20 protein-coding genes are annotated in these 20847 nt (G+C 72.4%); 13 read left to right on the top strand and 7 right to left on the bottom strand.

Translation table 11 applies throughout. The features are described from left to right. Positions 1-85: 85 nt before the first annotated feature. The 6 genes from gatC to ACFY04_RS22725 all read left to right on the top strand — a co-directional run bounded on the left by gatC (position 86) and on the right by ACFY04_RS22725 (position 5193). Positions 86-382: an Asp-tRNA(Asn)/Glu-tRNA(Gln) amidotransferase subunit GatC gene (gene gatC / locus ACFY04_RS22750; protein WP_030010586.1), complete on the top strand. Its 297-nt coding sequence runs from the start codon at positions 86-88 to the stop codon at positions 380-382. Between the two features lie 5 nt (positions 383-387). Further along, the gene (gene gatA / locus ACFY04_RS22745) at positions 388-1881 is read left to right on the top strand and encodes an Asp-tRNA(Asn)/Glu-tRNA(Gln) amidotransferase subunit GatA (RefSeq protein WP_266379515.1); all 1494 of its coding nucleotides are present in this window, start codon (positions 388-390) and stop codon (positions 1879-1881) included. After that, on the top strand, positions 1878-2123 hold the full coding sequence (locus tag ACFY04_RS22740) for a hypothetical protein (RefSeq protein WP_030010588.1): 246 nt from the start codon (positions 1878-1880) through the stop codon (positions 2121-2123). Before gatA ends, ACFY04_RS22740 begins: the two co-directional genes overlap by 4 nt. Positions 2124-2139: 16 nt before the next feature. Then, positions 2140-3651 carry an Asp-tRNA(Asn)/Glu-tRNA(Gln) amidotransferase subunit GatB gene (gene gatB / locus ACFY04_RS22735; RefSeq protein ID WP_033224568.1) on the top strand — a complete coding sequence of 504 codons (1512 nt, stop codon included), beginning with the start codon at positions 2140-2142 and terminating at the stop codon, positions 3649-3651. 115 nt (positions 3652-3766) lie between these two features. Continuing rightward, positions 3767-4288 carry a hypothetical protein gene (locus ACFY04_RS22730; RefSeq protein ID WP_389119145.1) on the top strand — a complete coding sequence of 174 codons (522 nt, stop codon included), beginning with the start codon at positions 3767-3769 and terminating at the stop codon, positions 4286-4288. A 98-nt stretch (positions 4289-4386) separates the two neighbouring features. Then, entirely contained in the window at positions 4387-5193 is an 807-nt protein-coding gene (locus tag ACFY04_RS22725; RefSeq protein ID WP_389119143.1) for an alpha/beta fold hydrolase, read from the top strand. On the opposite strand, the gene ACFY04_RS22720 is transcribed toward ACFY04_RS22725, so the two are convergent. The 3 genes from ACFY04_RS22720 to ACFY04_RS22710 form a co-directional block, all read right to left on the bottom strand. Then, entirely contained in the window at positions 5183-7081 is a 1899-nt protein-coding gene (locus tag ACFY04_RS22720; RefSeq protein ID WP_389119141.1) for a protein kinase, read from the bottom strand. The two genes, ACFY04_RS22725 and ACFY04_RS22720, sit on opposite strands and share 11 nt — an antisense overlap. Positions 7082-7322: 241 nt before the next feature. After that, positions 7323-7934 (bottom strand): GNAT family N-acetyltransferase, encoded by a 612-nt coding sequence (locus ACFY04_RS22715; RefSeq protein ID WP_389119139.1) that lies wholly within the window; start codon positions 7932-7934, stop codon positions 7323-7325. Then, the gene (locus ACFY04_RS22710) at positions 7931-10045 is read right to left on the bottom strand and encodes a penicillin acylase family protein (RefSeq protein ID WP_389119323.1); all 2115 of its coding nucleotides are present in this window, start codon (positions 10043-10045) and stop codon (positions 7931-7933) included. The genes ACFY04_RS22715 and ACFY04_RS22710 overlap by 4 nt, the downstream gene beginning before the upstream one ends. A 154-nt stretch (positions 10046-10199) precedes the next feature. Here ACFY04_RS22710 and ACFY04_RS22705 point away from each other — a divergent pair, with 154 nt between their 5' ends. Then, entirely contained in the window at positions 10200-10934 is a 735-nt protein-coding gene (locus ACFY04_RS22705) for a siderophore-interacting protein (protein WP_389119138.1), read from the top strand. Between the two features lie 123 nt (positions 10935-11057). On the opposite strand, the gene ACFY04_RS22700 is transcribed toward ACFY04_RS22705, so the two are convergent. The 3 genes from ACFY04_RS22700 to ACFY04_RS22690 all read right to left on the bottom strand — a co-directional run bounded on the left by ACFY04_RS22700 (position 11058) and on the right by ACFY04_RS22690 (position 12913). After that, positions 11058-11330 carry a hypothetical protein gene (locus ACFY04_RS22700; protein ID WP_030725441.1) on the bottom strand — a complete coding sequence of 91 codons (273 nt, stop codon included), beginning with the start codon at positions 11328-11330 and terminating at the stop codon, positions 11058-11060. Positions 11331-11537: 207 nt separating this feature from the next. Then, complete coding sequence (locus ACFY04_RS22695; RefSeq protein WP_314244250.1) at positions 11538-12038, bottom strand: DinB family protein; 501 nt, start codon at positions 12036-12038, stop codon at positions 11538-11540. Positions 12039-12106: 68 nt separating this feature from the next. After that, positions 12107-12913, bottom strand: coding sequence for a GNAT family N-acetyltransferase (locus ACFY04_RS22690; RefSeq protein WP_389119135.1), 807 nt, complete (start codon positions 12911-12913; stop codon positions 12107-12109). Positions 12914-12967: 54 nt separating this feature from the next. Here ACFY04_RS22690 and ACFY04_RS22685 point away from each other — a divergent pair, with 54 nt between their 5' ends. From ACFY04_RS22685 to ACFY04_RS22660, 6 genes are all read left to right on the top strand, one after another. Further along, positions 12968-13369 carry a signal peptidase I gene (locus ACFY04_RS22685; protein WP_389119134.1) on the top strand — a complete coding sequence of 134 codons (402 nt, stop codon included), beginning with the start codon at positions 12968-12970 and terminating at the stop codon, positions 13367-13369. 246 nt (positions 13370-13615) lie between these two features. Then, positions 13616-15886: an MMPL family transporter gene (locus ACFY04_RS22680; protein WP_389119132.1), complete on the top strand. Its 2271-nt coding sequence runs from the start codon at positions 13616-13618 to the stop codon at positions 15884-15886. Between the two features lie 19 nt (positions 15887-15905). Beyond that, positions 15906-16460, top strand: coding sequence for a GNAT family N-acetyltransferase (locus ACFY04_RS22675; protein WP_389119130.1), 555 nt, complete (start codon positions 15906-15908; stop codon positions 16458-16460). A gap of 121 nt (positions 16461-16581) precedes the next feature. Next, positions 16582-17172, top strand: coding sequence for a hypothetical protein (locus ACFY04_RS22670; RefSeq protein WP_389119128.1), 591 nt, complete (start codon positions 16582-16584; stop codon positions 17170-17172). Positions 17173-17338: 166 nt separating this feature from the next. Beyond that, positions 17339-17548, top strand: a complete 210-nt coding sequence (locus ACFY04_RS22665; protein ID WP_389119126.1) for a hypothetical protein — start codon at positions 17339-17341, stop codon at positions 17546-17548. An 11-nt stretch (positions 17549-17559) separates the two neighbouring features. Further along, positions 17560-20673, top strand: coding sequence for an AAA family ATPase (locus ACFY04_RS22660; protein WP_389119124.1), 3114 nt, complete (start codon positions 17560-17562; stop codon positions 20671-20673). Here the strand turns inward: ACFY04_RS22660 and ACFY04_RS22655 are convergent. Next, entirely contained in the window at positions 20636-20815 is a 180-nt protein-coding gene (locus tag ACFY04_RS22655; protein ID WP_266353457.1) for a DUF6191 domain-containing protein, read from the bottom strand. The genes ACFY04_RS22660 and ACFY04_RS22655 overlap by 38 nt on opposite strands. Between the last annotated feature and the right edge of the window lie 32 nt (positions 20816-20847).

Below are 20847 nucleotides of genomic sequence, written 5' to 3'. Positions count from 1 at the left end.
GCCAAACCGTTTCGCTGGCCGGGGGCCCGGCCCCATAGGATTGGGACCGAAACTTCACATCCACCCACCCCCAGAGGATCGCTGCATGCCTGGCATTACGCGCGAGGAGGTCGTCCACCTCGCTCGGCTGGCGCGCCTTGAGCTGTCCAGCAACGAGCTGGATCACTTCGCCGGACAGCTCGGCGACATCATCGGCGCGGTCGCCCGCGTTTCCGAGGTCGCCGACCAAGACGTCCCGCCGACCTCCCACCCGCTGCCGCTGACGAACGTCATGCGCGCGGACGAGGTCCGTCCGTCGCTCACCCCCGAGCAGGCGCTCTCCGGTGCTCCCGCCCAGGAGCAGCAGCGTTTCAAGGTGCCGCAGATCCTGGGGGAGGACTAACAACCATGGTCGACATCATCAAGCTCACGGCCGCCCAGACCGCCGAGAAGATCGCCTCCGGCGAGCTCACGGCCGTCGAGGTGACCGAGGCCCACCTGGCCCGCATCGACGCCACCGACGAGAAGGTCAACGCCTTCCTGCACGTGGACCGCGAGGGCGCGCTCGCCCAGGCCCGCGCCGTCGACGCCAAGCGCGAGGCCGGCGAGAAGCTCGGCCCGCTGGCCGGCGTACCCCTCGCCCTCAAGGACATCTTCACCACCGTCGGGGTCCCGACGACCGTCGGTTCGAAGATCCTCGAAGGCTGGATCCCGCCCTACGACGCCACCCTGACGCGCAAGCTGAAGGAAGCCGACGTCGTCATCCTCGGCAAGACCAACATGGACGAGTTCGCCATGGGGTCCTCCACCGAGAACAGCGCCTACGGCCCCACCGGCAACCCCTGGGACCTCACCCGGATCCCCGGCGGCTCCGGCGGCGGCTCCGCGGCGGCCCTCGCCGCCTTCCAGGCCCCGCTCGCGATCGGCACGGACACCGGCGGCTCCATCCGCCAGCCCGCCGCCGTCACGGGCACGGTCGGCGTGAAGCCCACGTACGGCGGTGTCTCCCGCTACGGCATGGTCGCCTTCTCCTCCTCCCTCGACCAGGGCGGGCCCTGCGCCCGTACGGTCCTGGACGCGGCGCTCCTGCACGAGGTGATCGCCGGGCACGACCCGCTCGACTCCACCTCCATCGACGCCCCGGTCCCGCCGGTCGTCGAGGCCGCCCGCAACGGCTCCGTCGCCGGCATGCGCGTCGGTGTGGTCAAGCAGTTCGCCGGTGAGGGATACCAGGCCGGTGTCGTCCAGCGCTTCAACGAGTCGGTGGAGCTCCTCAAGGAGCTCGGCGCCGAGATCGTCGAGCTGGACTGCCCCTCCTTCGACCTCGCGATGGCCGCGTACTACCTGATCGCGCCGTCCGAGTGCTCCTCCAACCTGGCCCGCTTCGACGCCATGCGCTACGGCCTGCGCGTCGGCGACGACGGCACGAAGTCCGCCGAGGACGTCACCGCCCTGACTCGCGAAGCCGGCTTCGGCGACGAGGTCAAGCGCCGCATCATCCTCGGCACGTACGCGCTCAGCTCCGGCTACTACGACGCGTACTACGGCTCCGCCCAGAAGGTCCGCACGCTCATCACCCAGGACTTCGAGAAGTCCTTCGAGAAGGTCGACGTGATCGTCTCCCCGACGACCCCGACCACCGCCTTCCCCATCGGCGAGCGCACCGACGACCCGCTGGCGATGTACCTCGCGGACCTGTGCACCATCCCGACCAACCTGGCCGGCAACTCCGCCATGTCGCTCCCCTGCGGCCTGGCACCGGAGGACGGTCTCCCGGTCGGGCTCCAGATCATCGCCCCGGCGATGAAGGACGACCGGCTCTACAAGGTCGGTGCCGCCGTGGAGGCGGCCTTCGTCGCACGCTGGGGTCACCCGCTGCTTGAGGAGGCACCGTCCCTGTGAGCACCAGTGCACTGACCAAGGCCAAGGGCTTCAAGAAGTCCAAGACCGGCACCTACCTGTCGATCGGCACCACCGCCTTCGGCGCGATCAGCGTGATCAAGCAGGTCAAGAAGGCCCGCAGCGAGCACGACGTGCTGAAGCTGGTCGACGCCGCCGTGTCCGCCGCCGCCATCGTCACCGGCCTCGCGATCCTGTACCGCGAGCTGAAGCGCCTGGGCGACGACGACGTCCTGCTGGGCTGAGAGGGAAAGTTTCACCGTGACCACCTTCACCGAACTGCTCTCGTACGAGGACGCTCTCGCCTCGTTCGACCCCGTCATGGGCCTTGAGGTCCATGTCGAGCTCGGCACCAAGACCAAGATGTTCTGCGGCTGCTCCACCGAGCTGGGCGCCGAGCCCAACTCGCAGACCTGCCCGACCTGCCTCGGCCTGCCCGGCTCCCTGCCGGTCGTCAACGCGATCGGCATCGAGTCGGCCATCAAGATCGGCCTCGCGCTGAACTGCGAGATCGCCGAGTGGTGCCGCTTCGCCCGGAAGAACTACTTCTATCCGGACATGCCGAAGAACTTCCAGACCTCCCAGTACGACGAGCCCATCGCCTTCAACGGCTTCCTGGACGTCCAGCTGGAGGACGGCGAGATCTTCCGCGTGGAGATCGAGCGCGCCCACATGGAGGAGGACACCGGTAAGTCGCTGCACGTCGGCGGCGCCACCGGCCGTATCCACGGCGCGTCCCACTCCCTGCTGGACTACAACCGCGCCGGCATCCCGCTCATCGAGATCGTCACCAAGCCCATCGAGGGCGCGGGCGAGCGGGCCCCCGAGGTCGCCAAGGCGTACGTCGCCGAGCTGCGCGAGGTCATCAAGGCGCTCGGCGTCTCCGAGGCCCGCATGGACAAGGGCCAGATGCGCTGCGACGTGAACCTGTCGCTGCGCCCGACCCCCGAGTCCGAGTTCGGCACCCGCTCGGAGACCAAGAACGTCAACTCCCTGCGTTCCGTGGAGCGCGCGGCCCGCTTCGAGATCCAGCGCCACGCGGCGGTGCTCTCGTCGGGCGGCTCGATCGTGCAGGAGACCCGGCACTTCCACGAGGAGGACGGCTCCACCACGGCCGGCCGCATCAAGGACAACGCCGAGGACTACCGGTACTTCCCGGAGCCCGACCTGGTCCCCGTCGCCCCGGCCCGCGACTGGGTCGAGGAGCTGCGCGCCGGTCTGCCCGAGATGCCGCGCGTGCGCCGCAACCGGCTCCGCGAGGAGTGGGACGTCACCGAGCACGACATGCAGTCGATCCTCAACGCGGGCGCGGTGGACTCCATCGTCGCCACGATCGAGGCCGGTGCCGACTCGGCCGCCGCGCGCAAGTGGTGGATGGGCGAGCTGGCCCGCAACGCCAACGAGCAGGGCGTCGTCGTCGACGAGCTGCCGATCACCCCGGTCCAGGTGGCCCGGGTCGCGGCCCTGGTGGCCGACGGTTCGCTCAACGACAAGCTGGCCCGCAAGGTCCTCGAAGGCGTCCTCGCCGGTGAGGGCACCCCGGACGAGGTCGTCGAGAAGCGCGGCCTGAAGGTCGTCTCGGACGAGGGCGCGCTCGGCGCGGCCGTGGACGAGGCCATCGCGGGCAACGCGGCCATCGCGGACAAGATCCGCGGCGGCAAGATCGCCGCTGTGGGCGCCCTGGTCGGAGCGGTCATGAAGACCACCCGCGGCCAGGCCGACGCGGCGCGCGTCAAGGAGCTCATCCTGGAGCGCCTGGGCGTCTCCGAGTAGTCCCCGTCACGTACGGCGGCCCCGCACCGGATCTCCCGGTGCGGGGCCGCCGTCGTTCAGACTGGGTGCGGGGTGATCGCGTACGACAGGCACGCGGTCGGTGGAGTCGGGGGGTGTGCCGGTGGAGATCGGTGCGATGGTCATCGCGGTGGCGGGTGTCGCGGGCACGCTGGGCGGCGCGCTGCTCACCCAGCGGGGTGCGGAGCGCACGAAGCGCCGTGAGATCGAGCTCGTGCGCGCCCATGACGAGAAACGCGAGAACCGTGCGCTGCGGCGCAGCTGCTACGCGGACCTCAACCGGGACGCCCGGCAGTTCACCACCGCCCTCAACCGGCATCTGCACACCATGCGGGAACGCGGGGTCGAGGACGCCGACCGGGGCGCGCTCGACGCCGCGAAGGACGCCTTCCGCGACCGCTACTCCGAGGCGCAGATGATCGCCCCCGACCCGGTCCTCGCGCCCGCGACCGTGGTCCACCACGCCCTGACCGCCGTCTACGGGCAGGTGAAGCGCCTGGAGCGGGGCACGCCGGAGGCGGGGGAGTCGATGGAGTCGGCGGTGGAGGCACAGCAGGGGATCTGGGACCCGCTCCGGGAGATGCGGGCGGCCATGCGCGCCGACCTCGGCGTGGGCTGAGGCCGGACCGGCGCCCTGACTATTTATATAGCGATCGATATGGAATCCGTGTACGGTCATATCAGTAACGATCACTAGGGAATTGCTGAGGACCTGCCATGCCCATCACGACGACGACCGCCCCGTACGCCCGCACCGTCCGCAAGGAGAGCGGCGGCCCCGGACTGCTGCTGGCCCACGGCGGCGGAGGCTCGGTGGAGGCCAACTTCGGACCGGTCCTCGGCGAACTGGCCGCCTCGTACAGCGTCGTCGGCGTCGACTACCCCGGTACGGGAGACACCCCGCAGGCCACCGGCCCGCTGACCCTGGACGAACTGGCCGATCAGCTCGTGGCCGCCGCCGACGCGGAAGGGCTGGAACGCTTCGCCGTGCTCGGGTACTCGGTCGGCGGGAACGTCGCCGTCCGCGTCGCCACGCGCTATCCGGAGCGGGTCACCGCACTCGTCCTCACCGCCACCTTCGCGCGGGCCGGGAACCGTCTGAAGCTGGTCGGCGACGTGTGGTCGGAGCTGGCCGGGCGGCGGGAGAACGAGCTCCTCGCCCGGCTGCTCGTGCCCCTCGCGCTCAGCGAGGCGGCGCTGGAGTCGCTGAGCCCCGAGCAGGTGGAGGCCGTCGTACGGGACACCGCGGCCTCGGTCCCGCCGGGAAGCGGGGACCATGTCGCCCTGCTGGAGGGGGCCGACCTGCGGGCCGAGATCGCCCGGATCGACGTGCCCGCCCTCGTCGTCGTGACGACCGGGGACCGGCTCGTGCCGCCCGCACTCCAGCGGGAACTGGCGGACGCCCTGCCGGGCGCACGGGTCGCGGAACTGCCCACCGGGCACCTTCCGTTCGCCGAGCGCCCGGCCGAATGGGCCGCACTGGTCGGCGGGTTCCTGTCGGAGACCGCTGCCGTCAGCGCTTGAGGACCGGGGCGGCGATGACGGCGTTGCCGGTGTTCCGGCAGCCCTCCTCCACCTTCAGGCGCAGGCGCAGAGCCCCCTTGATGTCCAGGGACTTGGTGACCGGCTTGCCCAGGTGGACCGCCTCGGAGAAGAGGGCGGGCTTGTCGTCCACGGAGATGGTCACGCGGGCCTGTTCCATGGTCGAGCCGTCGTCGACGCCCACGGTGAACTCCAGTGTGGACCAGGCGCGGTTCACGTCGTACTCGATCGTCGCACCGTAGTAGCAGCTCCCGAGGAGGGCGGCTCCGTACTCCTTCGTGTTCAGCTTGGCGGAGCCCACTTCGAAGTGCCGGACCGCTCCGACCGACGACAGCACGGTCAGATCGGCCACGTTGCTGTCCTTCACCGAACCCGGCCCCCCGGGGCTCGACGAACCCTCCGGACCGGCGGATCCCCCGGGAGAGGCTTCGGAGGCGGTGGGGTCGGCGGACTCCGTCGCCCGCGCCGACGGCGAGGAGGGCGATGCCGGCGCCTGGGGCGCGCTCGTCCCGCCGGGCTTCTCGCCCCCAGCCGTCTTCTCCTTGTCCTTGTCGCCCAGGAGCTGTACGCCGACCACGGCGAGGGAGGCCAGCACCAGCACCGCGGCCACCGAGCCGAGGAACAGCCCGGTCCGCCGCTTCCTGGCGGGACGCGGCGGCTCGGGGGCGGGGGCGGGGGCCGGGGTCAGGTTGTACGTGGGCCCGTACCCGGCGGGCACCTGCGCCTGCACCGGCATCGGCTCCGGTTGCGGTTGTGGGGCGGAGGCGGCGACGGGCGCGGGCGCGGATTCAGGGACCGGGGCCGTGGCCGGCTCCGGCTGCACGGACTGTACGGGCTGCACCGGCTGCGCCGTCGGGGCGTACCCGGGCGGCGCCGCCACCGGCGGCGGGGTGACGGGCTGCGGCGGGACCACCGGCGGTGGCGGGGCGGCCGGCCTGGGCGGAGCCTCCTGGGCCGCCCGCTGCGAGGTGGCGGTGGTCGTGGACACCACCGCGTGGCGGATGTCCTTCATCCAGCCGGCCAGGTTCACCGGCCGCTTCCCCGGGTCGGCCGAGTAGATCGCGGTGATCCGCGCCCGCTGCTCGGCGTCCAGCACGGCGATCTGCGGCAGCGCGGTCAGGGCCTGCGCCAGCTGCTCCGGCGTGGCGGGCGGGGACTCCCCGCTCAGCAGGAAGTACGCGATCGCCCCGAAGGCGTACCGGTCCGTGCCCGGGGTCCGCTTGCCGTCGAAGACCTCGGGCGCCGCGTAGCCCGGCGTGAACCAGACCTCGGCCGTCTGGTGGTCGGCGGTCAGCTTGCTGAGGCCGAAGTCCACCAGGGTGGCCTGCCCGTGCGCGTCGACCATCACATTGCCGGGGGAGAGGTCGCCGTGGACGACCTGGCGCCCGGACGGGGTGGCCTTCCCCGAGTGCAGCCAGTCCAGTACGTCGGCCAGCTGCTCCAGCGTGCGCATCACCTCGCGCCGCTCGGCGGCGGTGGCCAGTGTCCGCTCGGCCCGCCAGTCCCGCAGGTCGAGCCCGTCGACGTGGTTCATGACGAGCACGAGCGCCCGCCCGGTCAGGGTCGAGGACTCCCCGGGCCGGTGGATCGGCGGCCCCTCGAAGTGCTCGCGCACACCCACGACACCGGGCCGGTGGACGAACCGCAGCAGCTCGGCCTGCTCGTTCCACTTCTGGCTGATCCGGTCGAAGATGTCCGGCGTGATGGTCGTCTTGGAGTCGAGCACTTTGACGACCACGGGTTCGGATCCGCCGGCGAGTTCGATCTCGGCGAGATAGAGCACGGCCTCCCCGCCGCGCCCGATCGAGCGGAGCAGGCGGTACCGGTCGGCCGCCGCGTCCGGACCGATGTGCAGGTTCTGACTGGTCAATGTCCCCCACCTCAAGGTGCTTTGAGAGACCATCAGCTTCCAGCGGCGGGGCGCGCGAGGTCAATGGGAATCGGGAATCCCCATCGGGGTTCACCCTTCCACCCTTCCACCGGTCGGCCGGCCGGCCGTCCGTCCGTCGGCGAACGCCGGTGCCCGGACATGCCACCGGGCGCCCGGCTCCCGGAACCGCCCGATGGGCGGCTGCCGTTCGCCGGGCGCCCGGTGGAAGGGGCGGTTCCGGTCAGCCTGCCGCCGGCGCGGCCTCCGGAGCGGTGAGGAAGGCCAGCCGGGCCGGCTTGGCCGGGAGGTAGACCTCGGGCAGGTCGATCTCCGGGAGCACCACCTCCGGTCCGAGGACGAAGCCGGTGCGCTCCATGAGGGAGATGGCCTTGGCGTTGCGGGCGTCCGGTTCGACGACCACGCGCCGCGCGGTGTCGTCGGAGAACACGAACGCGATGAAGGCGGTCATCAGGGAGCCGGTGAAGCCGTGCTCGGCCGCGCCCGTGGTCGGGCCGATCAGCAGGTGCACGCCGACGTCCCCGGGCTGGACCTCGTAGCACTCGCTGACCCGGTCCTCGGCGCACTCGTACGTCTGGAACAGCGCGACCTGCTCGCCGTCGCGGCTGACCATGAAGGCGTGGTGGGTGGTGCGGCGGTCGACGTCCTCGTAGATCTCCTGGACCAGTTCGCGGCTGGCCTCGCCCATGCCCCAGAAGCGGGCCCGCTCCTGCGTGACCCAGCTGTGGATCAGCGCGGAGTCGGCCGCCGGGTCGACGGGGGTGATGGTGACGGTGCCGAAGCCCTCGACGGCCTGGGTGTGCACGGGCTGTCTGACGGAGATGGCGGAGGTCATATCGATTCCTTGGTGAGCCGGGCCCAGTCGGTGACGACGGGGACGAGTTCGCACTGTGCCCACAGGGGCAGCTGGTCGCGGTGGTGGGGTGAGCCGGTGACACCGTCCGCGCCCAGCGGGACCGCCCACAGGCTGTCCTCGCGGCGGGCGAGGTCCCAGACGTAACGGGCCGCCGACGCACGGGCGGTGAGGTCGGTGAAACCGGGGACGGTGGAGGTGGCGTTCACGCAGTCGTGGTCGCCGCCGAGGCCGGGCCAGTCCGTGGCCTCCTGGTCGGGCACGGCCTGCCAGGGGGTCAGGCGGTGGACCTCCGACCAGGGGATGTCGGGGGTGCCGGCCGCGGCCGTCTCCTCCAGGGCGGCCCGGACGTGCGCCGCACGGTCGAGGCCGGGGACGAGGGAGGTGGTGAGCAGCCCTTCGAGGGCGTAGCCGATCCGCGGGACCAGGTACAGCCACGGGTGGAAGACCGCCGGGCCGGTGGGCGCCCCCCAGAGGCCCTCGAAGACGGGGTCGGCGGCGAAGCGGCGTACGGTCGCGCTGCGAAAGGCGGAGAAGACGGTGGCGTCGGTGCTGTCGGCCGCCATGTGCCGGTCCCAGGCCAGCAGCCGGGTACGCAGGGCCTGCGCCGCCGGCGTCAGGTCCTCGAAGCCGGGCAGCAGCGCGAGCAGGGGCGCGGCCGAGGCCAGGTGCGTGTCCCGGTGTACGTCGGCCATCGCCTTCGGGGACCAGTCCGCTGAGCCGCTGAGCAGCTCGCGGATGCGGTTCGCGCGGTGCGGGGGCGCGAACTCCACGCCGAGCGGGGAGGCGATCCCGCGCGCGTTCGCCATCACGGCGAAGCCCTGCACCGGCTCCGCGGGGGTCGGGGCCCAGCCCTGCCAGGCGTGCTGCGTGTCCCAGGCGGGCACGGGGCGCAGCCGGTTGGTGTGGTGGCGCAGCGGCACGGCGCCCGCGACGCGGTGCAGCAGGCCGCCCGCGGAGTCGGCGGCGTGGACGACGTTGACCGGCTCGGCCCAGCCGTCGAAGGCGCGGTCGATGTCGGCGACGGTGCGGGCGCGCAGCAGTGCGGGGAGGGCGGCGAAGCCGAGGTCCAGGCGGACCCGCGGCGGGTAGCGCAGGGAGAGGGTCTGGGCGCTGCCGTCGGCGTGCGCCCCGGCGTCGGGGCCGGCGCCGGGGTCGCCGTCCGCGTGGATGATCACGGGGCCGCGGAGGGTCTCCAGGATCTCCACCTCGACGTCGTCGCCGCCGGCCACGGCGATGGTCTCGGTGTGACGGGAGACGGGCTCCCAGGCGCCGTCCGCACCGAGGGCCTCGACGGCGCCGTCGTCACCGCGGCGCAACTGCTCGACGTACAGGTCCTGGTAGTCGGACATGGCGTTGGTGATCGCCCAGGCGGCGGTGCCGGTGTGCCCGAAGTGGCCGAGGCCGGGGACGCCGGGGACGGCGAGGCCCAGCACGTCGTAGTCGGGGCAGGAGAGGCGTATCTGCTGGTAGACGCCCGGGTCCTCGATGAAGCGGTGCGGGTCGCCCGCGATGATCGCCGAGCCGGTGGTGGTGCGGTCGCCCGGCACCAGCCAGCCGTTGCTGCCGGCCGTGCCGGGGCCGTCGGTGGCGAAGAGGGTGACCGCCTCGTCGCCGAGGGCGCGGGCCACGCGCTCGCGCCACAGCTTGGTGGCGAAACCGGCGAACAGGATGTGCGTGGCGATCCAGATGGCCAGCGGTACCCACGGTTCCCAGGGGGTGGGGGTCAGACCCGTGCGCGCGAAGCGCTCGTCACGGGCGGCGCCGGCGGCGAGCCCGTCGTTGACGCCGTCCACGTACGCGCGCACCCAGGCGGCGGTGCCGGGGTCGTCGGCCTCCATGGCCTCGTAGCAGCGGCGGGCCGTGTCGGCCAGCCGGGACTGGCGGGCGAAGCGGTCCCAGGTGACGGCGTCCGCACCGAGGAAGGAGGCGCTGGAGCCCTCGGCCCGGTGCCGTTCGACCTCCAGCTGCCAGGCGCGGTCGAAGGCGGTCACGCGGCCCTGGGTGTGGACGAGGGCGAGTTCGCCGGCGGCGCGGAGGTGGGGGATGCCCCACCGGTCGCGGAAGACACCGTAGGATTCCGGAGTCTCCACAGGGGTGTCCACCTGGGGCTCGCCCCGGTTCGCTCCGTACGGCCGGGCGTCGCCGCTCTCGCTGCTGGCACTGCTCACGCTGCTCACACTCTTCCCCGACGTGCGTTTAGGTTAGGCTGACCTAACTATAGGGGTGCCAGGGGAGGGGTTGGACATGGCTGTCGGCAAGGGCTGGGAGGGCGTGGTCCTCAAGCTCATGCGGGGCAAGGACTTCACGTTCACGGTGACGGGAGCGGAAGACCTCACGGAGAACTACCGCCGCGTGAGCTTCACGGACGGCGGGCTGCTCGCGGCCGCCGGTGAATCGCTGCACCCGACGATGTGGGTACGCGTCTGGTTCCAGGGCGCGGGCAAGCCGCACCAGCGGGCCTACACGCTGGTGGACCCGGATCCGCAAGCGGGTACGTTCAGCTTCGAGTTCGCCCTGCACGACGGGGTCGCCAGTGCCTGGGCGCGCGACGCCAAGCCGGGCGACACGGTCGAGGCCACCGTCCAGGGCACCGGATTCACGGCCCCGGCGCCGGCCCCGGAGCGGCTGCTCGTCATCGGCGACTCCGCGTCCCTCCCGGCGATCAACTCGCTGCTGGACACGTACCCGCAGACCCCGGCGACCATCTGGTTCGAGACGCAGCACGACTCGGACGAGCGGCTGCCGATGCGGGTGGAACCGGGCCGGCACGACATCCGCCGGGTGCGGCGGAACGGTACGGACCTGGCCGACCGGGTGTGCGCCGAGCTTCCCGAGCTGGCCGGGGACCCGGAGGCGGCGTACGTCTGGCTGGCCTGCGACACGGTGACGACGCGCGCCCTGACGGCGTACCTGCGCAAGGAACTGGCCCTGCCCAAGCACCGGGTGAACGCGCTGGGCTACTGGCGGCCGGGGGCCTGAGACGGCCTGCGGCCCGCCGCCCTCCGGCCCGTCCGGCACCCGGTGGTGCGGACGGACCGCAGGGGTGAACGGTCGCAGGGGTGGACGGGTCGCGGAGGTGGCCGGGCCGGCTACCTGGGCCGGCTACTGGGCGGACACCTTGCAGGCGCTCACCGCGGTCCCGTTGGTCACACCGCCCTTGGTCAGCCCGCTCACGCACTGCTCGTGCTCACCGGAGTACCCGGCGGAACACGCCGCGCGGACGGATTCCGGGGCCTCGCCGCCCTGCAGCTCCCGCTCGACCTGGTTGATGCAGGCCGAGACGTCCGCGTGAGCGGCGGGGGCCGCGAAGGCCGCGCCACCGAGTACGAGGGTCAGGCCGCTGAGGACACCTGCGATACGGGTCGACGTGCGCATGGGACGCACCTGCTCTCCGGGATCGTCGCGCGCCCCGGTACCCGCAGGCGCCGGATCCGCGCAGGAACAGCGCCGAGCGTCCGCGGCCGGGGTCCGGCCACCAGGGCCCGGGTCCCCGGCCCGGACCGGCTCGGCTGGGATTCCCCTCCTGCGTCCGACGCTAGAGCAGCCCCCTGCCGCACGCACCCGCAGGAGCCTTTCCCCCGGTCAGGCGCCGGTGGTGCCGTCGATCCCCTCGCGGAGGAAGTCGGCGTGGCCGTTGTGGCGGGCGTACTCATGGATGAGGTGGAGCATCACCAGACGCAGCGAGGCCTCCTCCTCCCAGCTCGGCACGTACGCCGTCACGTCCAGGGACTCGGCCGCGGCCTCGATCCGGCGGGCGTGCGCGACCTCCTCCTGCCAGGCGGTGAACGCCTCGGCGCGGCTGGAGCCGGAGGCGTCGTAGGCGGCCTGGAAGTCGTGGGTGTCCGACCACAGGTGCGGGAGGTCCTCGCCGTCGAGGACGCGGCGGAACCAGTGCCTTTCGACCTCGGCCATGTGCCGGACCAGCCCCAGCAGGGACAGCGTGGACGGGGGCATCGAGGCGCGCCGCAGCTGCTCGTCGGTGAGGTCCTCGCACTTCCAGGCCAGGGTGGCCCGGTGGTAGTCGAGGAAGGTCCGGAGGGTCTCGCGTTCGTCCCCGGTCAGGGGCGGGCTGATACGTTCCATGGCAGTGATCTTGCCCGCCGCTCCCGGGCCGGCATGGAGCCGGTCCCTGGAGCCGGTCCCGCCCCGCTCTACGAGGCGCCGTCGGTCCACATGTACGGCACCGTCACGCCCAGGACCCCGAAGCCCAGCCGCTCCAGGATCGGGCGGCTGTCGTCCGACGCGTCCACCTGCAGGTAGGGGATACCGAGCTCCGCCGCCAGGCGGGCGCGGTGGGCGACCAGCAGGCGGTAGATGCCCCGGCCGCGCCACTCGGGGATCGTGCCGCCGCCCCACAGACCCGCGAAGGCCAGGCCCGGCCGCATCTCCATCCGGGCCGCGCTCACCGGGGTGTCGCCCGCCATCGCGAGCACCGCGGCGATCGTCTCCGGCTCCTCGCGCAGCTTGCCGAGCAGCTGCTCCCGGATCCGCGGCCGCTCCGTCCCGAAGGCGCCCTCGTGGACCTGCATCATCAGGTCGACGCCGGCCTCGTCCGTCACCACCCGCAGGGTGATCCCCTCCGGCGGCTCCACCGGCAGCTTCGCGAGCTCGGACACCAGGCCCACCATCAGGGTCTCGGGCGGCTCCGGCACGAAGCCCGCCGCCCGCAGCCGGTCCCCGAGGTCGGCGGGCCGGTCGTAGTCGTACAGCTTCCACTCGAACTCCGGACAGCCGCGCCCGTCGAAGAACGCCACCTGCGCCGCGATCTCCGCGTCCGCCGTCCCCTCGTCGAGGTCCGACCAGAGCACGCCGTTCCACCCGAGCGCGGGCGCGATGTGCCGTACGACAGCGCCCGCCCGCTCCACGCCCGCCTGCGGTGCGTCCGCCTGCGCGCCTTCGCGCACCTCGGCGTCGAAGCGGGCGCGGACCTTCATCAGTTCATCAAGATCGATCGTCATAGTCCCAGCTCACCAGTGTCGGGCGGGCACCACAACTGCATTAGCCTCACCCCCGTGAATCACGACTCCACCATCTACACCGGTAAGGCCACCCCCGACGCCGCCTCCGACCGCGGCTGGCTCCTCGGCCACTTCAAGGCCCCCTCCGATCCCCGCCACAGCGAGGACGTGGAGATCAAGTGGGGTGTCCACCCGAAGGGCGACGAACGGGAGCGGTGGGCGACCGCCGAGAAGCGCACCGCACTGCTGGTGCTGATCAGCGGACGCTTCCGGCTGGAGTTCCCGGGGCGCACCGTCGTCCTCGCCGAGCAAGGGGACTACGTGCTCTGGGGGCGCGGCGTCGACCACTCCTGGTACGCGGAGGAGGACGCCGTCGTCCTCACCGTCCGGTGGCCCTCGATCCCGGGCTACCGGGTGGACGAGCCCGAAACCCAGCTGGAGGCCCGGTCCTGCTAAGCCGTCCCTTCCGGACAGGCCGGGCCCGCCGGCAAGACACCCCCTGGTGCCGCCCCGCGCTGTGACGATGCACACGAATGGGGCCAACGATCACGAAACGCTGAGATCGTGGAGGGTGTAGACCATCTGGGCCGAGCCTTCCCGGGGTGATCCCCCGGGCCCCTCGGCCGGGCCTTCACGCGTTCATGCGTTCTTTGCGACGGGCTGCCTCCCGGTAAAGATCCGAACCACCAGGGAGCACGTCCGTTGGCTGTAATCGCACGCTGGTGCATGCGCCACCGCCTCCTCACCGTCCTGATCTGGCTGCTCGCGTTCGGCGGTACCGCGGCGGCCGCAGTGACCGCCGGGTCGGCGTTCTCCAACAACTACGAGGTTCCCGGCACCGAGTCCGGCAGGGCGAACGCCCTCCTGCGCGAGGCCTTCCACGGCCAGGGCGGCGACAGCGACACCATCGTGTGGCGGGCCCCGGACCGGCAGAGCGTGCGCACCCCGGACATCGAGCAGCGCATGACCCGGGCACTGGAAGCCGTCGCCGGGCTCCCCGGCGTCGGATCGGTCGCCGGCCCCTACGGTCCCGCCCCCGAGAGCGCCGCACGGATCAGCCCCGACGGGCGCACCGCCTACGCGGTGGTGACCTTCGACCAGCAGGCCGACGCCGTACCCAAGGCCCAGGCCAGGGCGGTCGTCGACGCCGCGAAGAACCCCACCACCGAGGCCGGCGGTCTCCAGGTCGAACTGGGCGGCCGCGCCATCCAGCTCACCGAGGCCCCCACCGCGCACCTCGCCGAGGTCATCGGTGTCGCCGTCGCGGCCCTGGTCCTCTTCCTCGCCTTCGGCTCGCTCGCCGCGAGCCTGCTGCCCATCGCGACCGCCCTGGTCAGCGTGGGCACCGCCTATTTCGGCATCACCCTGCTCGGCCACGCGATGCCGGTCGCCGACTTCGCCCCGATGCTCGGCACCCTCATCGGCCTCGGCGTGGGCATCGACTACGCGCTGTTCATCGTCACCCGGCACCGCAAGGGCCTGGCGCGTGGCAGCACGGTCGAGGAAGCGGCCGCGACCGCCGTCGCCACCACCGGCCGGGCCGTCGTCTTCGCCGGTGCCACCGTCTGCATCGCACTGCTCGGCATGCTGGTGCTGCGGCTGAACTTCCTGAACGGCGTCGCGATAGCGGCCTCCGTGACGGTGGTCCTGACGGTCGCCGCCTCGGTCACCCTGCTGCCCGGCCTCCTCTCGTACATAGGCATGCGCGCCCTCTCGCGCCGCGAGCGCCGCAAGCTCGCCGCCGAGGGGCCGCGTCCCGAGCAGACCTCCGGCTTCGCCGCCCGCTGGTCCGTCTTCGTCGAGCGGCACCCCAAGCTGCTGGGTGCCGTCGCCACCGCGGTCATGCTGGTGCTGGCCCTGCCCACCCTCTCCCTCCATCTGGGCACGTCCGACCAGGGCAACAACCCGGCCACCTCCACCACCCGGCAGGCCTACGACCTGCTGGCGGACGGCTTCGGCCCCGGTACCAACGGTCCGCTCACCGTCGTCGCCCGGCTGGACGGCGCTGGCGACCGGCTCGCCGTGAACCAGCTGGCGCAGGTACTGCGCACGACCGAGGGCGTCGCCTCCACCGGCCCCGCCGTCCTCAACCGCAGCGGCGACACCGCCGTCCTGACCGTCGTACCGGACTCCGCCCCGCAGTCCCGGGCCACGAGCGACCTCGTCGACAGACTCCGCCAGGACGTCATCCCGTCCGCCGGGCACGGCAACTCCATGGAGGTCCACGTCGGCGGTGTGACGGCCGCCTACGACGACTTCGCCGAGGTCATCATCGGGAAGCTGCCTCTCTTCGTCGGCGTGGTCATCGCCCTCGGCTGCGTGCTCCTGCTGCTGGCCTTCCGGTCCATCGGCATCCCGCTCAAGGCTGCCGCCATGAACGTCGCCGCCGTCGCCTCTTCCTTCGGCGTCGTGGTCGCGATCTTCCAATGGGGCTGGGGCAGCGAGCTGCTGGGCCTGGGCAGCGCCGGCCCCATCGAACCCTTCCTGCCCGTGATCATGGTGTCCGTCCTCTTCGGACTGTCGATGGACTATCAGGTCTTCCTCGTCAGCCGGATGTACGAGGAGTGGCTGGAGACCGGCGACAACCAGCGGGCCGTGCGCGTGGGCCTCGCCGAGACCAGCCGGGTCATCAACTCGGCGGCCGTCATCATGATCTCCGTCTTCCTGGCCTTCGTACTCAGCGGCGACCGCATCATCGCGATGTTCGGCATCGCGCTCGCCGCGGCCGTGGCCCTCGACGCCTTCGTGCTGCGCACCCTCCTCGTCCCGGCCCTGATGCACATGCTCGGCGGGGCCAACTGGTGGCTGCCCGCCTGGCTCGACCGGCGCCTGCCCCGCATCAGCATCGAGCCCCCCGAACACCACCCGCATGCGAGACTTCCGAAGCAGCGGCCCGCCGCGGACCTTGCCACGAGCGAGGACACCGCCGAGCCCGCCACCCGCCTCCCGGTGATCCGGCCACTCGCCGCCTGAGACCCAAGGAAGACCGAGCATGTTCTCGATAGACCTCGCCGAAGACGCCCAGATGTTCCCGCTCGAGGCCCGGCACGCCCAGGAGTTCTTCGCGCACATCGAGCGCGGACGCGAATTCATCGGCCAGTACGTCGGCTTCCCGGACCGGGCCACGGACCTCGACTCCGCCCGGGCCCTGCTCGCCAAGTACGCGGTGACGGCGGGGGAGGACGGCGCCCGGTTCTTCGGCATCCGGCTCGACGGCACCCTGGTGGGCGGGGTCCTCTTCCCGGTGTTCGAGGCGCACCACGGCAACTGCGAGATCGGCTGCTGGCTGGAGCCCGGCGCGGCCGGCCGCGGCCTGGTCACCAAGGCCTGCCAGGTCCTGATCGACTACGCCTTCGGCGAGCGCGGCATGCACCGCGTCGAGTGGCACGCGGCCTCCGGCAACAAGAAGAGCCTCGCCGTGGCCGCGCGCCTCGGTATGACCCGCGAGGGCGTCATGCGGGAGAACTACCTCCACCGCGGAGTCCGCCAGGACACCGAGGTCTGGTCGATCCTCTCCCACGAGTGGGCCGCGACCCGGTCCGCCTGAGCCCGCTCCGGGCCCTGCCCTGGGGCGCCCGGCCACGGGCTCCGCCGACCGCGGAACCCGCCCTGGCCGGAACCCGAGGATTCTCAGAAAACTCTCAGACAGGGCGCCTACGGTGCCCCGCATGGACACCACGAAGACCCCCGCCCCGAACGCCGCCGAGGCGGACACCACCCCGGCCGACCTCGAAAAGGCCGAGACCCCCCAGCCGGCCGAGGCCGAAGCCGACTCCGCGGTCACCGACGAGGTCACCGACGCGGACCTGGACGACGAGGAGCTCGCCGAGGACCTGGCCGAGGACCGGGAGCCGAGCCACGTCGGATCCGCGGCCTTCGCGATCGTCGCCGCGGGTCTCGGTGCCGTCGCCCTCAGCGGCAGCTGGGTCGCGGGCATCGTGTCCGAGCGTGCCAGCATCGCCGCCCGGCTGGAGCTGACCCAGGCCGCCGACGCCAACGCGCAGATCGCCGCCCAGTTCGTCGACCCGTGGCACACCACCGCGATGGTGAACGGCATCTTCTCCGCCCTCGCCCTGATCATCGCCATCTTCGTGCTGGCCCTCCCCGCCTTCAGCAGCCCCGAGCGCACCCTCCCCGCCTGGGTACGGTCCGTCTCCTGGGCGGGCATCGGACTCGGTGCCCTCGGCGTACTGCTCTTCGTCCTCATGTACTTCGACCTCCTCCTGGCCATTCCCAAGGCGGCCGGAGCCGGCGCCTAGGCAGTGCCTTAGGTCCTCACGGACCGGCCTGGGGCTCCCCGGCCCCGGACTAAGGCCCCCTGCCCCCGGCAGATGCGGCATGCGACCGATGTGCCGGTACCCCCTGGGGCGCGAATCTTGGATCACACCGAACGAGGTGCCCGAGCAACGCGACCAGGGAGCAGAGATGTACGAGTATGAGATCGCCACCGCCGTCCGCAGCGCCGACCTCCTCCGTGAGGCGGCCGAGTACCGCACGGCCCGGGCGGCGGGGCAGGCGCACCGCGCCTCCTCGCCGGACCAGGAACACCGGAGGCGGGTGAGAACGCTCCGGAGCCGCTTCTCCCGCTCAGCCCGCTCGGCCCGCTCAGCGTGCTCCGCGCCGCGCACCGCGTGAACTGACACGTGATGAGAAGCGCACCGGCGGCGAGTGCCGCCGGGCAGGACGTCTGTGCGATGCTCGGCGGCGTGGAGACCAGATCTGTCAGCCCGGTGTTCGTCGGCCGAGCCGATGAACTGGCCGTACTCACCGACGCACTGACCCGGGCCGCCGGGCGGGAACCGCAGGCGATGCTCATCGGGGGAGAGGCCGGAGTCGGCAAGACCCGCCTCACCGAGGAGTTCCTCTGCGAGGCGGACCGCCGCGGCGCGGTCGTCGCCGTCGGAGGCTGTGTGGAGATCGGGGCGGAGGGCCTTCCCTTCGCCCCGTTCTCGACGGCCCTGCGCACCCTGCACCGGCTGCTGCCCGGGGAACTGGCCGCCGCTGCCGCCGGCCAGGAGGACGAACTCGCCCGCATTCTCCCCGAACTCGGCGACACCCCGCGCGGCCCGCACGACGAGGAGAGCACCGCCCGGCTCTTCGAGCTGACGGCCCGGATGCTGGAGCGCCTCGCCGCCGACCGCACCGTCGTCCTCGTCCTGGAGGACCTGCACTGGGCGGACACCTCCACCCGGCACCTGCTCTCCTACCTCTTCCGCACCCTCGCCGACGGCCGTCTCGTCATCGTCGCCACCTACCGCGCGGACGACGTGCACCGGCGTCACCCGCTGCGCCCGCTCCTCGCCGAACTCGACCGGCTCCGCACCGTCCAGCGCATCGAGCTGTCCCGCTTCAACCGGGCCGAGGTGCGCCGTCAGCTCGCCGGCATCCTCGCCGCGCAGCCCGACGAGGATTTCGTGGACTCCGTCTTCGACCGGTCGGACGGCAACGCCTTCTTCGTCGAGGAACTCGTCGCCTCCAAGGAGAACGGCTGCCGCACCGGGCTCACCGAATCCCTGCGCGACCTGCTCCTCGTCCGTGTCGAGGTGCTCCCCGACGAGACCCAGCGGTTGGTGCGCGTCGTCGCCGAGGGCGGCTCCACCGTGGAGTACCCGCTGCTGCGCGCCGTCGCCGGGCTCACCGAGGACGAGCTGATCGAAGCGCTGAGAGCCGCCGTCGGGGCCAACATCCTGCTCGCCACCCCCGACGGCGACGGCTACCGCTTCCGGCACTCCCTGGTCCGTGAAGCCGTCAGCGACGACCTGCTGCCCGGGGAGAGGGCCCGCGTCAACCGCCGCTACGCCGAGGCCATGGAGGCCGACGGGTCGCTGGTCCGGGCCGAGGAGCGGGTCATCCGGCTGGCCAGCTACTGGTACCAGGCGAACGATCCCTCCAAGGCGCTGCCCGCCGTACTGGCCGCCTCCGTGACAGCCCGCCGCCGGCACGCCTACTCGGAGCAGCTGCGCCTGCTGGAACGGGCCATGGACCTGTGGGACAGCGCCCCGGAGGACGTTCGCGAGGCGCTCCGCCCGGCGGGCTACACCGAGGTGTACCCTCCGTGCGGCTGCGACCCGGCCACCACCGCGCTCCAGCGGCTCGACCTGCTGGCCGAGGCCACCGTGGCGGCGCGCTACGGCGGCGAGCGCGACCGCGCCCTGAAGATCACGAAGACGGCGCTGCGCCTGCTGGAGGACGACAACGACCCGCTGCGGGCCGCCTGGTTCTGGACCGAGCGCTCCCGGCTGATCGCCGGCCTCGGGCGCGGCGACGGCTGGGAGGAGATCGCCAGGGCGCAGGACCTCGTCCGGGGGCTGCCCCCGTCCCAGGTGCACGCCGAGGTCCTGGTCCGGGCCGCGAGCTGGGGCATGCTCCACAAGCCGGGCCCCGGCAACCTCGCCGCCGCCGAACGCGCCGTCGAGTACGCGCGGATGGTCGGCGCCGAGGAGACCGAGCTCAACGCCCGGATCACGGTCGGAGCTCTGCTCACCGACTCCGGCGACGCTCCGGGCGGTCTCGCCGAGATGCACGCGGTCCGGGAACGGGCCACGAAACTCGGGCTCACCATGCTGGCAGGGCGTGCGCATACCAATCTCACCTCTCAGTTGGAAAGCCTGGGCCGGTCCCTCGAAGCCGTGGAACTGGCCGAACAAGGGGCCGAACTGGTCCGCAGATCCCGGCTCATGGACAGCGAGGCCTGGGTCTGCGGGAACAAGGCCGAGAGCCTCTACAGCCTCGGCCGCTGGGACGAGGCCGCCGAGGCGGCCCGGCGTGCCCTGCTCGTCGGCCAGAGCGCGGCCCCGCGCGGCTCCGCCTCCGCACGGCTGGCCTACCTGGCCCTGGCCCGCGGCGAGTTGACCGAGGCCGCCCACCAGCTGGCCGCCGCCCACGTCCACTTCGGCAGCCACGAAGCCCGGCTCCAGCCCCAGCACCGGATCCCGCTCTACCGCCTCGCGATCGGCGTGGCCGCGGCGGAGGGCCGGATCGCCGACGTCCGCGCCGAGACGTCCGCTGCCGTCGCCTACGGATTCCCGCTCGGGCAGCACCGCTACGCCTGGCCGCTGCTGCTCGCCGCCGCCACCGCGGAGGCGGACGCCCGGGGGCTCCCGGCCGCCGAGGCCGGCCGGGACGCGGCCCTGGACGTGCTGCGCACCGCCGCCCGCTCCCTCGCCACCCCGGTCCCGGTGTGGACCGCCTACGCCGAGTACGTGCGGGCCGAGCTGCTCCGGGCCGAGGCCCGGGACACCCTCGCCGACTGGACCGCCGTCGAGAAGGCCGCCCGCCCGCTGGAGCGCCCGTACCTGCTGGCCAGGTCCTGCCACCGGCTCGCGGAGGCCCTGCTGGCCGCCGGTGACCGGGAGCCCGCGGCCGTCCTGCTCCGCGAGGCCTACGCCACCGCCGAGCGGATCGGCTCACGCACGCTGAGCGAGGACCTGGCCCTGCTGGCACGGCGCGCCCGCCTCCCGCTGACCGGCGCCGACAGCGCCGCCCCGCCGGTCCCGGAGACCGACCCCGTCGAGGCACTCGGGCTGACCAGCCGCGAGCGGGACGTGCTGCGCCTGGTGGCGGCCGGCAGCACCAACCGGAAGATCGCCGAGGAGCTCTTCATCTCGCCGAAGACGGCGAGCGTGCACGTCTCGAACATCCTGGCGAAGCTGGGCGTCACCGGCCGTGGCGAGGCGGCCGCCCTCGCCCACCGGCTGCGTCTCTTCGCCGCGCCCGTCCCGGTCAGCCCCCGTCCGGAGGCTGCTCGTCCAGGCGTATGAGCACCTTGCCGGAGTCGAGGTCTATCGGACCCCGTCCCGGATCGTTGTCATTGACGTCGGTCCGGGACAGCTCCAGCCGCTTCTTCTCCTCGTCCGTGTGCTTGCGTCCCGGGTTGAACAGCTCCTCGATCATGTTGAACACCGTGCCCACCGCGCCTTCCGTCCCCCGCCGGG

The organism is Streptomyces sp. NPDC001549 (assembly GCF_042894025.1).
Lineage (GTDB): Bacteria > Actinomycetota > Actinomycetes > Streptomycetales > Streptomycetaceae > Streptomyces > Streptomyces kutzneri.
This window is presented reverse-complemented; position numbering and strand designations above follow the sequence as displayed.

Bases quoted from the DNA above. Each gene is read 5' to 3' on its own strand.
- gatC (WP_030010586.1), top strand. From the start codon at position 86: ATGCCTGGCATTACGCGCGAGGAGGTCGTCCACCTCGCTCGGCTGGCG.
- gatA (WP_266379515.1), top strand. From the start codon at position 388: ATGGTCGACATCATCAAGCTCACGGCCGCCCAGACCGCCGAGAAGATC.
- ACFY04_RS22725 (WP_389119143.1), top strand. From the start codon at position 4,387: ATGCCCATCACGACGACGACCGCCCCGTACGCCCGCACCGTCCGCAAG.
- ACFY04_RS22715 (WP_389119139.1), bottom strand. From the start codon at position 7,934: ATGACCTCCGCCATCTCCGTCAGACAGCCCGTGCACACCCAGGCCGTC.
- ACFY04_RS22705 (WP_389119138.1), top strand. From the start codon at position 10,200: ATGGCTGTCGGCAAGGGCTGGGAGGGCGTGGTCCTCAAGCTCATGCGG.
- ACFY04_RS22700 (WP_030725441.1), bottom strand. From the start codon at position 11,330: ATGCGCACGTCGACCCGTATCGCAGGTGTCCTCAGCGGCCTGACCCTC.
- ACFY04_RS22695 (WP_314244250.1), bottom strand. From the start codon at position 12,038: ATGGAACGTATCAGCCCGCCCCTGACCGGGGACGAACGCGAGACCCTC.
- ACFY04_RS22690 (WP_389119135.1), bottom strand. From the start codon at position 12,913: ATGACGATCGATCTTGATGAACTGATGAAGGTCCGCGCCCGCTTCGAC.
- ACFY04_RS22675 (WP_389119130.1), top strand. From the start codon at position 15,906: ATGTTCTCGATAGACCTCGCCGAAGACGCCCAGATGTTCCCGCTCGAG.
- ACFY04_RS22670 (WP_389119128.1), top strand. From the start codon at position 16,582: ATGGACACCACGAAGACCCCCGCCCCGAACGCCGCCGAGGCGGACACC.
- ACFY04_RS22665 (WP_389119126.1), top strand. From the start codon at position 17,339: ATGTACGAGTATGAGATCGCCACCGCCGTCCGCAGCGCCGACCTCCTC.
- ACFY04_RS22660 (WP_389119124.1), top strand. From the start codon at position 17,560: ATGAGAAGCGCACCGGCGGCGAGTGCCGCCGGGCAGGACGTCTGTGCG.